The organism is Flavobacterium sp. 5 (assembly GCF_002813295.1).
Taxonomy (GTDB): Bacteria; Bacteroidota; Bacteroidia; order Flavobacteriales; family Flavobacteriaceae; genus Flavobacterium.
Genome location: NZ_PHUE01000001.1, coordinates 790,407 through 804,145, shown reverse-complemented (window position 1 = coordinate 804,145; position 13,739 = coordinate 790,407). Strand labels below are relative to the sequence as shown.

At 32.8% G+C, this 13,739-nt stretch carries 8 protein-coding genes; 4 read left to right on the top strand and 4 right to left on the bottom strand.

Translation table 11 applies throughout. The features are described from left to right. Positions 1–320: 320 nt before the first annotated feature. Both CLU82_RS03285 and gltB read right to left on the bottom strand, forming a co-directional pair. Positions 321–1,775: a glutamate synthase subunit beta gene (locus CLU82_RS03285; protein ID WP_100841747.1), complete on the bottom strand. Its 1,455-nt coding sequence runs from the start codon at positions 1,773–1,775 to the stop codon at positions 321–323. Between the two features lie 2 nt (positions 1,776–1,777). After that, positions 1,778–6,295: a glutamate synthase large subunit gene (gene gltB / locus CLU82_RS03280; protein ID WP_100841746.1), complete on the bottom strand. Its 4,518-nt coding sequence runs from the start codon at positions 6,293–6,295 to the stop codon at positions 1,778–1,780. 408 nt (positions 6,296–6,703) lie between these two features. Here gltB and sucC point away from each other — a divergent pair, with 408 nt between their 5' ends. Then, complete coding sequence (sucC, locus tag CLU82_RS03270) at positions 6,704–7,897, top strand: ADP-forming succinate--CoA ligase subunit beta (RefSeq protein WP_100841744.1); 1,194 nt, start codon at positions 6,704–6,706, stop codon at positions 7,895–7,897. A gap of 116 nt (positions 7,898–8,013) precedes the next feature. On the opposite strand, the gene CLU82_RS03265 is transcribed toward sucC, so the two are convergent. Beyond that, positions 8,014–9,156, bottom strand: coding sequence for a geranylgeranyl reductase family protein (locus CLU82_RS03265; RefSeq protein WP_100841743.1), 1,143 nt, complete (start codon positions 9,154–9,156; stop codon positions 8,014–8,016). A 163-nt stretch (positions 9,157–9,319) separates the two neighbouring features. Between CLU82_RS03265 and CLU82_RS03260 the strand changes: the two genes are divergently transcribed. Next, positions 9,320–10,885, top strand: coding sequence for a YdiU family protein (locus CLU82_RS03260; RefSeq protein ID WP_100841742.1), 1,566 nt, complete (start codon positions 9,320–9,322; stop codon positions 10,883–10,885). Between the two features lie 71 nt (positions 10,886–10,956). Here the strand turns inward: CLU82_RS03260 and CLU82_RS03255 are convergent, their stop codons facing one another. Further along, complete coding sequence (locus CLU82_RS03255; RefSeq protein WP_100841741.1) at positions 10,957–11,757, bottom strand: DUF5694 domain-containing protein; 801 nt, start codon at positions 11,755–11,757, stop codon at positions 10,957–10,959. Positions 11,758–11,977: 220 nt separating this feature from the next. On the opposite strand from CLU82_RS03255, the gene CLU82_RS03250 reads away from it, so the two are divergent. Further along, the gene (locus CLU82_RS03250) at positions 11,978–13,024 is read left to right on the top strand and encodes a sensor histidine kinase (RefSeq protein WP_100841740.1); all 1,047 of its coding nucleotides are present in this window, start codon (positions 11,978–11,980) and stop codon (positions 13,022–13,024) included. Beyond that, positions 13,021–13,725: a LytTR family DNA-binding domain-containing protein gene (locus CLU82_RS03245; RefSeq protein WP_100841739.1), complete on the top strand. Its 705-nt coding sequence runs from the start codon at positions 13,021–13,023 to the stop codon at positions 13,723–13,725. Before CLU82_RS03250 ends, CLU82_RS03245 begins: the two co-directional genes overlap by 4 nt. The last annotated feature ends 14 nt before the right edge of the window (positions 13,726–13,739 follow it).

The following is a 13,739-nucleotide window of genomic DNA, read 5'->3' as shown; positions in this document are numbered from 1 at the left end:
ATTTATTTCTAATTTTTTACAAATTTATTATTCTTTGATATTACGACCAAACAATTTGAAACTATTTAACAAAATATAACAATTTGTTTTTATTGTAACAAATACTTCGTGTTTGTTGATTTTTTTAACTTTTATGTTTTTAAAAAAAAACTATAAGATATCTAATAAATCAAATATCGAATGATTTAATGAATAATTCGTTAACGTAATTTTTGATAAATAATTAAATTTTTAACGAATTGAAATTTTAATCTGATTTAAAAAATAAATCCCTTGATAAAAATGATATCAAGGGATTTTTTAATTTATTGTTTCAAATATTACAAAGCAGGTAAATCACCATTTCCTTTTGTTGGCAAATTGCTATACCCCATCAAATATAAATCAACTTCTCTTGCAGCTTCACGACCTTCAGAGATAGCCCATACAATTAAAGATTGTCCTCTTCTCATATCTCCAGCAGTGAAGATGTGAGGAACATTCGTTTGATAATTGGTAGCTTTATAATTAGTTCTAAAATCAACTTCTAAACCTAATTGCTCTGCTAATGTTTTTTCTGGACCTGTAAACCCTAAAGCTAACAAGGCCAAATCACAAGGCCAAGTCTTTTCAGAACCTTCTTTTTCGATTAATTCTGGTCTTTGTCCTGGAGTTAATTTCCATTGAACTTCAACAGTTTTCAATCCTACTAATTCTCCTTTTTCGTTAGCAAGGAATTCTTTAGTATTAATTAACCAGTTTCTATCACATCCTTCTTCATGAGATGAAGATGTTTTCAACTGTAAAGGCCAAAATGGCCAAGGAGTAGTTTCACTTCTTCCGATTGGTGGTTTTGGCATGATTTCAAAATTCGTAACCGATTTTGCACCATGTCTGTTTGAAGTTCCAACACAGTCAGAACCTGTATCACCACCACCGATAACGATAACATCTTTACCAGTAGCTAATACTTGATCTTCTATTTTTTCACCAAAAACTACTTTAGTTTGTTGTGTCAAGAAATCCATTGCTTGAACAACACCTTTACTGTCTGCACCTTTAGTAGGTAATCCTCTTCTTTCGGTAGCTCCACCGCATAATACGATAGAATCAAAAGAATTTAATTCTTCTACACTAAAGTTAACACCTACGTTTATATTCGTTTTAAAAGTAATTCCTTCAGCTTCTAATACTTTAACACGTCTGTCTATAATTCCTTTTTCTAATTTAAAATTTGGAATTCCATAACGTAATAAACCTCCTATTGCATTGTCTCTTTCGAAAACAGTAACAGTATGACCTGCACGGTTTAATTGTTGAGCAGCAGCCAATCCAGCAGGACCAGATCCAATTACAGCAATAGTTTTTCCTGTTCTTACTTCTGGAGTTTGTGGTTTGATCCATCCTTCAGCAAAACCTCTTTCGATAATATTTTTTTCAATGTTCTCGATAGCAACTGGTTCTTGTATTATTCCTAGTACACATGATTTTTCACATGGAGCAGGACATAAACGACCTGTAAATTCTGGAAAGTTATTGGTTGATTGTAAAATTTCCAATGCACTTTCCCATTCTTCTTGGTGTACCATGTCATTAAAATCAGGAATTAAATTTCCTAATGGGCAAGAACTATGGCAAAATGGAATTCCGCAATCCATACATCTAGAACCTTGTTCTTTGATTTTTTCTTTTGATAACGGAATTGTAAACTCATTATAATTTGTAACTCTTTCTTGAACAGCAACGTTACTTTCGTCGGCTCTATTATATTCTTTAAATCCTCCTATTTTCCCCATGACTATTGTGCTATTAATTCTTGAATTTGCTTTTCTTCTGCCAATCTTTGTAATGCTTTTTTGTAATCTGTTGGCATAACTTTTATGAAATGTTTGCTCTCATTTTCCCAATCTCCTAATAAGCGTTTCGCTAAAGGACTATTGGTGTACATTGAATGATTTTTGATCAAGCGTTTTAATTTAGCTAAATCTTCTTCTTCTAATGTTTCTAAGGCAACCATTTCCATATTGCACAATCCATCTTCAAATTTCTTTTTGTCGTCATAAACATAAGCAACACCACCGCTCATACCAGCTGCGAAGTTTCTTCCTGTTTTACCAAGAATAACTACTGTTCCTCCAGTCATGTATTCACAACCGTGGTCTCCAATTCCTTCAACAACAGCAGTAGCTCCAGAGTTTCTAACTGCAAAACGTTCTCCAGCCATACCATTGATATAAGCCTCTCCAGTGATTGCACCGTATAGAGCCACGTTACCAATAATAATATTATCTTCTGGTACAAAAGTAGCTGTAGGTGGTACTTTGATAATTAATTTACCTCCAGAAAGTCCTTTTCCTAAATAGTCATTACAGTTTCCATGAATCTTAAATGATAATCCATTAGTAGCAAAAGCTCCAAAACTTTGTCCTGCAGAACCTGTAAAGTCAACAAGAATAGTATCTTCAGGTAATCCTTGAGAACCATATATTTTTGAAATTTCATTACTTAAAATCGCACCTACAGAACGGTCTGTATTTTTGATATCAAATGTAACTCTAGTTCTTTCTTTTCTATAAATAGAAGGAATAGCTGCTTTTATAATGTCAAAATCAAGTACATTTTCTAATGCGTGATCTTGAGTAGTTGTATTGTGATTTGGAACTGTTTTTGCTTTCTCTGGTTTGTAAAGAATAGTAGATAAATCTAAACCATTTGCTTTATAATGCTTGATAGCTTTATTAACATTTAGTTTTTGAGATTGTCCAACCATTTCTTTCAATGTTCTGAAACCAAGTTGAGCCATAATTTCTCTTAACTCTTCAGCGATAAAGTACATGAAGTTAATAATGTGCTCTGGAGTTCCTTTGAAATTCTTTCTCAATTCAGGATCTTGTGTTGCAATACCTACTGGGCAAGTATTCAAGTGGCAAGCTCTCATCATGATACAACCTGAAGCTACAAGAGGTGCAGTTGCAAATCCAAATTCTTCAGCACCAAGTAAGGCAGCGATAGCTACGTCACGTCCCGTTTTCAATTGACCATCACATTCTAAAACCACACGGCTTCTTAAATCATTCAATATTAAAGTTTGCTGTGCTTCGGCAAGACCAAGTTCCCATGGAATACCTGTATGTTGTAATGAAGTTAATGGTGCAGCACCTGTTCCTCCATCATATCCAGAAATTAATATAACGTCTGCTTTTGCTTTAGCAACACCAGCAGCAATAGTTCCAACTCCAACTTCAGCAACTAACTTAACGTTAACTCTAGCTTCTCTGTTGGCATTTTTTAAATCAAATATCAATTGAGATAAATCTTCAATAGAGTAAATATCGTGGTGCGGAGGAGGAGAAATAAGACCTACATAAGGAGTAGAATTTCTTGTTTCTGCAATCCAAGGCACAACTTTTTCACCAGGTAATTGACCACCTTCTCCAGGTTTTGCACCTTGAGCCATTTTTATCTGAATCTCTTGAGCATTTGTCAAATAGTTGATAGATACTCCAAATCGTCCAGATGCTACTTGTTTGATAGCACTATTTTTAGAGTCACCATTCAATTCTTTTTGGAAACGTTTTGGGTTTTCTCCACCTTCACCAGAATTAGATTTACCTCCAATTCTGTTCATCGCAATCGCTAGATTTTCGTGAGCTTCCTGGCTGATAGATCCGTAAGACATAGCTCCAGTTTTGAATTTTTTCACAATTTCAGTCCATGGTTCTACTTCGTCAATAGAAATTGGATCTAAATTATTAAATTCAAATAAACCTCTAATGGTCATCAAGTTTTCACTTTGTTCATTAACCATATTAGAGTATTCTTTATAGCTTTCTGGGCTATTCAATCGAACCGCTTGCTGCAATTTTGAGATTGTAGTTGGATTGAACATGTGTTTTTCACCATTTCTTCTCCATCTGTAAATTCCACCAATTTCTAATGGCAATAGATTTGCAATTTTAGATTTTGGGAAAGCGTTTTGGTGTCTTTTCTTAACTTCTCTTTCAATTTCCATTAGACCAATACCTTCTATTCTTGAAGGAGTATAAGGGAAGTATTTAGAAGTAAAAGTTTTATTTAAACCTAGAATTTCAAAAATCTGAGCTGCTTTATAAGAATGTAAAGTAGAGATTCCTATTTTGTTCATAATTTTCAGAATCCCTTTTGCAATAGCTTTATTATAGTTTGTAATTGCATAATCTGCTTTTACTCCTGTAATAAAACCTTGATTTACTTGGTCATGAAGAATTTCATTTACCATGTAAGGGTTGATCGCACTAGCACCATATCCAAATAATAAAGCAAAATGATGCGGCTCACGTGGTTCAGCAGATTCGATGATGATGCCAAAATTTGAACGAACTTTTAAAAGATTCAAAGAGTGGTGAATATAAGATGTTGCCAATAACATTGGTATTGGAGCCATTTTTTCACTAACACCTCTATCAGAAAGTATAATGATATTTGCACCTTCGTTAACTGCTTTAAAAGTTGCTTGTACACATTTTTCTAAAGCACGCTCTAAACCATTTACTCCTTTTTCTATTTTGTATAAAGTAGAAATAGTAGCAGATTTAAAATCGGCATGATCAATGTTTCTTATTTTATCCAAATCCTCATTAGAGATAACAGGGTTTTGAATTTTTATTTTTTTACAATGAATATCAGTGATATCGAAGATGTTGTAATCTGCACCAACTGCTAAACTTGTATCTGTGATTATTTCTTCACGAATACCATCCAAAGGAGGGTTGGTAACTTGAGCAAATAACTGTTTGAAATAATTATACAACAATTGAGGCTGATCTGATAAAACTGCAAGAGGAGTGTCATTACCCATAGAGCTTAAGGCTTCATTACCTTGACCTCCCATTGGATTAATGATAGTTTTCAAATCCTCAATAGTGTATCCGAACAAACGCTGTCTAGTTTCGAATTCTGTTTCTTCAGTTGGAATTGGATTATTCGTATATGGAATTTGAGCCAATTGTAACAAATTATTATCCAACCATTCTCTATAAGGACGTTTAGTTACTACTGAATGTTTGATTTCATCATCTTCAATAATACGGCCTTCATTCATGTCAACCAAGAACATTTTTCCTGGCTCTAATCTTCCATGTTGAACTACATCTTCTGGTTTTACATCCAATACACCAATTTCTGATGACATGATAACAAAACCACTTTTAGTTAAAGTATAACGTGAAGGACGCAATCCATTTCTATCTAATAATGCTCCAATAACGTTTCCATCAGTAAATGGAATCGAAGCTGGACCATCCCATGGTTCCATGATGCATGCATTGTATTCGTAGAATGCTTTTTTCTCATCAGACATGGTTTTGTGTTTTTCCCAAGCTTCAGGAACAACCATCATCATAACTTCTGGTAAAGAACGACCAGTCATCAATAATAACTCAACAACCATATCCATAGAAGCTGAATCTGATTTTCCTTCTAAGATGATTGGGAATAATTTTTTCAAATCATCTCCAAAAACATCACTTTTCATTAATTCTTCACGAGCACGCATTCTGCTCACGTTTCCTCTTAATGTATTGATCTCACCATTGTGACACATATATCTAAATGGTTGTGCCAAATCCCATGATGGGAAAGTATTGGTAGAGAAACGTTGGTGAACTAATGCTAAGCGAGTTACTAAATCGCTATCCATTAAATCGGTATAATATCTACTGATATCTTCTGGCATCAATAGACCTTTATATATTATAGTAGTAGTAGAACAACTTGAAAAGTAAAACATATGACTTTCAGAAGTTCTTGAGTTGCGAATCGTGTGCTCAGCAATTTTTCTAGCCATAAATAATTTGGCATTGAATTGTTGCTCAGTAATATCTAAACCGTTTTTACCAACAAATACTTGTTTAACCGTTGGTTCTTTCTCAGCTGCTATTTGCCCTAAATTAGAAACATCTACAGGAACATCTCTCCATCCTAAAATAGATAGATTCTGATCTTTTATGGCGGATTCAAAAGTTTGTTTACAAAAAGCAACTTGATTAATGCTTTTTGGCATAAAAGCCATACCTACAGCATACTCTCTAACTTCTGGAATTTCAAAATCACATACTTTTTTAAAGAAATCATGTGGTATATCAAATAAGATTCCAGCTCCATCTCCAGTTCTTCCATCCGAGCTTACAGCTCCACGATGTTCTAACTTAATTAGGATGTCCAGAGCCTTATGAATAATGTCATTAGACTTAATTCCGTTCAAATTACATATAAATCCTGCGCCACAGTTGTCGTGCTCAAATTCGGGTAAATAAAGACCTTGTTCTTTAACTCTCATGCTTGATATTTTTTTTTACAAAATTAAAGATTTCATAACATATAACTAATGAATCTCGAACTAAGGTTCTATTTTTGCTATAAAATTAAAAAAGTAATGAATAATTGATAATAATGTTGATTTTTTACTTTTGAATTGATATATCAGCAAAAAATATTTTTTTAATTTTTTGATTGTATCTGTTTTTGTAATAAATATAGGGTTATACTTTTTAGTGTTAATTATTTTAACAAAATAACTCATTATTTTTAAATTTTAGTCACTATTACGTTTTAGGTGCTGTGATTCAATATTTTTACTTTTATATATAGATTATATAATTAAAATAATTTCAATTAAATTAAATTTTGCTATTTTTGTGCCACTTTTATTCTGAAATAGATTCAGAATCCAGACAAATTCTATATTATGAACATACACGAATATCAAGGAAAAGAAATTTTAGCTAGCTATGGAGTTCGCATTCAACGCGGAATTGTAGCTAATAGTCCTGTAGAAGCTGTAGCTGCTGCAAAACAATTAACTACTGAAACTGGTACAAGTTGGTATGTGGTTAAAGCACAAATTCACGCAGGTGGACGTGGAAAAGGTGGTGGAGTTAAACTTGCCAAAGGAATTGACAAAGTAGAAGGAGTTGCAAGCGAAATCATCGGTATGCAATTAATTACTCCTCAAACTTCTGCTGAAGGAAAAAAAGTACACAAGGTTTTAATCGCTGAAGATGTTTATTATCCAGGTGAAAGTGAAACTTCTGAGTTTTATGTTTCTGTTCTTTTAAACAGAGCTACAGGTCGTAACATGATTATGTATTCTACTGAAGGTGGAATGGATATTGAAGAAGTGGCTGAACATACTCCTCACTTAATTTTTACTGAAGAAATTGATCCAGCTGTTGGATTACAAGGTTTCCAAGCTAGAAGAATTGCTTTTAACTTAGGTCTTTCTGGAAATGCTTTCAAAGAAATGGTGAAATTTATCGATTCATTATACAATGCTTACATTGGTTCTGATGCTTCTATGTTCGAAATCAACCCAGTTTTAAAAACTTCAGACGATAAAATTTTAGCTGTTGATGCTAAAGTAAATATCGATGATAATGCTTTATACAGACAAAAGAAATATGCTGATATGCGTGACATCCGTGAGGAGAATCCAATCGAAGTTGAAGCTAAAGAAGTAGGATTAAACTACGTAGATCTTGACGGAACTGTAGGATGTATGGTAAACGGTGCTGGTCTTGCAATGGCAACTATGGATTTAATTAAGTATGCTGGTTTCGAGCCTGCTAACTTCCTTGACGTAGGTGGAACTGCTGATGCAAAACGTGTTGAAACTGCTTTCCGTATCATCTTAAAAGATCAAAACGTAAAAGCAATTTTAATTAATATTTTCGGAGGAATCGTTCGTTGTGATCGTGTTGCTCAAGGTGTTGTTGATGCTTACAAAAACATGGGAGACGCTATTAAAGTGCCAATCATTGTTCGTTTGCAAGGTACAAATGCTGAAATTGCAAAAGAATTAATTGACAATTCTGGAATGCCAATTTTATCAGCTACTCAGTTTCAAGAAGCTGCTGATCAAGTACAAGCTGCCCTTTCTTAATACAATAAGAAAAATCAATATATTAAAAATCCTGAGTGAAAGCTCAGGATTTTTTTATGAAATAAAAGTTTAAATAGTATTTTTAAGTAGTTCTACAAACAGGAACTTAATCAGAATTAAAAAATAGCTTCTTTAATTTGTCTACTAATCCTCTTCATATAGTCTTTAGGATATGTTCTTTCTCCCATAAACAAATCAGTCATTGCTTCAGCAGCATACTGACCGTATTTTTTTAAAATAATATTTCTAAATGTTTTTTTATGATAGAAATGATGTGCCAACACTCCAGCTTTTTCAACTTCGGGTAAAATAGTCGCTTCTAATTTTTCAATATATAAGGACGCTGCTTTCTCTGGATCCAAATTACTTTCTATAATAGCTTGGGTAGCTTGTACACCGCTCAAAATAGAATTAGAGATACCTTCTGCTACCAATGGATCTGCCAAACCTGCGGAGTCTCCTGTCAAAAAAACATTTTTTCGCACAAAAGTATCAGTTCTTGGCGATACCGGAATAACAAAACCATGTCCTACTTCAGTAATAATTTCAGTAATGCCAAGCGTTTTCAAATAGTCTGCATAATACTGTTTCAGATTGATTTTTTTGTTGGTTTTTACAACAACAGCAACCCCAATAGAGAGATGATTTTTTTTAGGAAAACACCATCCATATCCATAAGGAATAGCATCAATATCAAATCGGGCATCGTGAGACAATCGTTCAAAATCAGCGGCAGAAACTTCAACTTCATATTCCAATGCAGGAATTAGAGTTCTCGTTTCTTTCCAGCCAGCTATTTTAGCTATCGGACTCAATGCCCCATCCGCAGCAATAATAAACTTAGTTGTAATATCTCCTTCAGTAGTATGAATGGTTAGGACATCTCCAAAAGTAATATCCAAAACTTTATGGTTTTGCAGTAAAGTGACTCCGTTATTTTTAGCTTTATCAACTATTAAATTGTCAAAAGCATCGCGCATCACCATGCTTACAATTGGATTTTCTCTTCGGGTTGTTATGCAAGGATGTTTTTTAGAAAAATAAGTATCAATAGCATAAAATTCTTTTTCAACTACCGATGTAATATCAAATGGCATATTTTTTAGGCCTCTATAAACAAGTCCTCCTCCACAAGTTTTATATCTTGGCAGGGTTTCCTTTTCAATAATTACAGCAGAAATACCTGATTTAGATAATTCAAAAGCCGCCGAAGCACCTGCGGGACCGCTACCAATAATCGCTACATCAAATGATTTCATGTCTTTTTTCGCAAAACTAAATTAATATTTTGTAATCTTCAAAATTATCTGCTCATTACGTTTTATAAGTATAACGATTCTACATATAAAATAAAGTTATCGTAAGATTTCAATAATCTGTCAGATATGAAATACCTTTACAGTATATTAATTTATACAACAGATGAAACTTCATATTCAAAATAATTTCACAACCGAATTGCCAGCAGATCCAAGTGAAATCAATATTCCAAGACAAGTAGAACGTGCCTGTTTTTCGTATGTAACACCAAAACAGCCGTCAAATCCTTCCTTGATTCATGCTTCTGCCGAAGTCGCCAATCTATTAGGATTATCTCAGTCAGATATTCAATCAGATGATTTTTTAAATGTTTTTTCAGGTAAGACAGTTTATCCAAATACAAAACCCTTTGCTCTGCCTTACGCAGGACATCAATTTGGGAATTGGGCAGGACAACTAGGAGATGGGCGCGCCATCAACCTAACCGAAGTCACTCATGATAATAAATCCTACACCTTACAACTAAAAGGCGCAGGACCTACACCATATTCTCGCACCGCCGATGGCTTTGCGGTATTGCGTTCTTCCATCAGGGAACATCTTTGCGCCGAAGCGATGCATTATTTAGGCGTTCCCACAACCCGTTCACTTTCACTAATGCTTTCGGGAGACGAAGTTCTACGTGATATACTATACAATGGAAATCCAGCTTACGAAAAAGGAGCTGTCGTTTGTCGAGTAGCACCATCGTTTATACGTTTTGGTAGTTTCGAATTATTCTACTCACGCAACGATCGTGTCAATCTCAAATTGCTGACAGACTTTACCATCAAGCACCATTTTCCAACTATTAAAAGCGAGGGTATAACAAAATATCTTGACTTTTTTCAAGCAATTACTAGAACAACACTAGATATGATTGTGCATTGGCAGCGCGTTGGTTTTGTTCACGGAGTGATGAATACCGATAATATGTCAATTCACGGCATAACTATAGATTACGGACCTTACGGATGGTTGGAAGATTACGATCCAAATTGGACACCCAATACAACAGATAGGCAAAATAAAAGATACCGATTCGGGAACCAACCCGAAATTGCATTGTGGAATCTTTACAAATTAGCGAATGCTTTATACCTTTTAATCAATGATGCCAAACCACTCGAAGAAATCTTAAATGCTTACAGTGTCGATTATCAAAAAGAGTATTTGAATATGATGCGAAACAAAATAGGCTTCAAAATAATAAAAGAGGAAGATGCTATTTTAATAGAAAACCTAACAGAATTACTGCAATTGGTAGAGACCGATATGACTATTTTCTTTAGAAATCTAGGAAACATCCAAAAAGAAGATACCACAGAAGCTGCTTTCGACACAATCAAAGAAGCTTTTTATAACGAAAAGGATATAACAGAAACAACCTTAAATAATTGGCATACTTGGCTAAATCATTATTCGGATAGAATCAGTGAAGAAATACTTACTGACGATGAAAGAAAGCAACAAATGAATACTGTAAACCCAAAATATGTATTACGAAATTATATGGCACAGCTAAGTATCGACGAAGCTGATAAAGGCGATTATTCTCTAGTAAATGAATTTTTCGAATTGCTTAAAAAACCCTATGACGAACAACCTGACAGCCAAAAATGGTTTGCCAAAAGACCCGATTGGGCCAGAGACAAAGTAGGTTGTTCGATGTTAAGTTGTAGTTCTTAATCAGGCTTGTAAACCAATAAAAACATAAAAATCCTAAGCTTGCTTAGGATTTTTATGTTAGATTTATTTTATTATTTTAAAATAGTAGCTAGTTCTATAATTTCAAAATTAGGATCATGCTTTATAAATTCTCGTAGCATGGCAGCGTGACCAGCACCAAGAAGTACCATAACTTTATTGTCCTTACTCTCCGTCAGTTTCTGAATTAAAGAATACATATAAAGATTTCTTCTATACCATTCAGAGACCAAATAAGCGCCTACAAAATTATCAACTTTACCTGCTCTATTTGCCGTTCCAAGATACCATTCAATATTTTCGGCATTAGATTTTGTTGTATTTATATCTACAAGAAGTTCCGTCAAGTTATATTTCGCAATTTTTTCATTTTGAGAGTTTTCATAATAAGCCATCGTCTCCAAATTACTTTTTAATAACCCCACCTGATTGGCTTCTGTCATACCTTTAGTCAAACTATCATAAGGGAAATTAGTCTGATTGTAATCAATACCAAATAACCTTTTATGACCTAGTTTTTTAGCAGATCGTAATGCTAATTGTACAATTTCGTCTGCATTTTTTTTAAGGATGCTATCAGTATTTCTATTATAAAATTTATCAAGCTTGTCTTGTTTTTCATAATTCCATTCCACAAAAACTTTGTCAGGACCAAACTTTTTAATTTTGTTAGTAATGTTTTCTAGTTCCTTTTGGCTTTTGTCAGTCATCACATTAAACGTATTGACTTTAGCGACATCGAGTCCTGGATTTTCAAAATGGAAAGTTCCTATTACTAGGATTTGTTTTTTCTTAGGTTGAGCAGAAACTGCATTCAATGTAAAAAGGACTAATAATAAAATGATTTTTTGCATGATGATTTGATTTAAATTCTATGCTAAAGTAGCAGTGATTTAAACAACATCTTCTAATTTTTGATGAACACCAAATTCCAAATTACCAACTAGTCAAATTGATATAAAAAAAAGGTTGTGTACCGTTTTTGAGTGATCATCCCCAGAAATTGATGTTTCATATAAATATTGTTTTCATTAAAAGGTATAATTGTATTTTTGATATTATTCTAAAGCTACTATGAAATTAAAAATTCCTTTCTATTATCATATTGTCTTATTCTTAGGCTTGTTTGTCGCTCTTTACATCTGGGATATTGGTGTAGGAGAAAAAGATGGAGCTTCTATTCTTAATAAACTATTCTTTCTGTTTTCATTTAGCCAATTACTAGCCCTTTTTGTGGTGTATAGTATTAATTTTTATACTTTTTGTAATTGGTTTTTAAACAAGAAAAAGATTTTTATTTACTTACTAACCATTCCTATTTCATTAGTTCTTTTTGCAGGAGTTCGATACCTTTTTCAAGAGGTAATTCTTTTTGAAATTATTGGAATTCATAATTATGTAGAGAAAAGCAGAGAAATAGAATTCTACATCAGAGATAATTTTTTCTTCGGATTACCTGCTTTGATTCTAAGTTCTTTAAGTTTTTTATTCTGGAAATTTCAAGAAGCTTATCAACAGAATCAAGAATTGCTTTTAGAGAATAAAAAAGTTGAATTTCAAATGCTGAAATCTCAAGTTAGTCCTCATTTTTTATTCAATACACTAAATACATTTTATAGTCAATTGGTTGGCAAAGATGATGAAATGGCTTCAGATGTTTTAGTATTGTCAGATTTACTTCGCTACGTAATTACAGAAACAGATAAAGTGGAAGTATTACTCTCTAAAGAAATTCAATTTGTAGAAAATTATATTCATTTACAAAAGAAAAGATTTGAAGATCAGCTTTATCTAGATTTTTCAATCGAAGGAGATTATACATCTGAAAAAATAGTACCATCTGTTTTAATTCATTTTATAGAAAATGTTTTTAAGCACGGAACACTAAATGATCCTGATAAAAAAGCGATTATTACAATTAAAATAAATGAAGGTTTTCTAGAAATTTATACTTTCAATTATAGTATGGGAGGAGAGCATTATTATTCTACGGGTATTGGCTTTGATAATTTAATGAAGCGTTTGGAATATGCCTATAAGGATAAATTTGTACTTGAAAATACAGCAGAAAATAATATCTTTAAGATGTATTTGAAAATCCCTTTAAAAATAAGTTTATGAAATTCAAATGTATAATTGTTGATGATGAACCGCCAGCAACTCGTATTTTAAAAAACTATTTAGAAAAGGTTTCTTTTCTTGAAGAGGTTGGTGTTTTTAATGATTCATTAAAAGCATTAGAATTTTTGAATTCCAATAAAGTTGATGTGGTTTTTTTAGATATTCAAATGCCTCAGTTAACAGGAATACAATTTTCTAAAATTATTTCTAAAGATGTAAAAGTTATTTTTACAACTGCTTACCCTGATTTTGCATTAGAAGGATTTGAGTTAAATGCAGTTGATTATTTGCTGAAACCAATAGCTTTTGAGCGTTTCTATCAGGCAGTTTCAAAATTGAGTTCTGATGCTAAATCCGAAGTTGAAAACAGTAGTTCGTCAGAATTTATTTTTATAAAAACAGATGGTAAAAACAAATTTCAGAAATTACTTTTAAATGATATTTTGTATGTAGAGAGTCTCCAGAATTATGTTTGTATTCATACTTTAAAGCAACAGATTATCACACATTCGTCTTTGAAAAATGTTATTGAATCCTTGCCTGAAAATGATTTCATTCAAATTCATAAATCGTTTGTCGTGGCTTTAAAACAAATTGATTCTACAGATAGTTTTTCTGTTTTTATCAATAACAAAGAATTACCAATAGGAGCAACGTTCAAAAATGTATTTTTCGAACGTATTGATCAAAATAAGATATAAAAAAATCCTAAGCT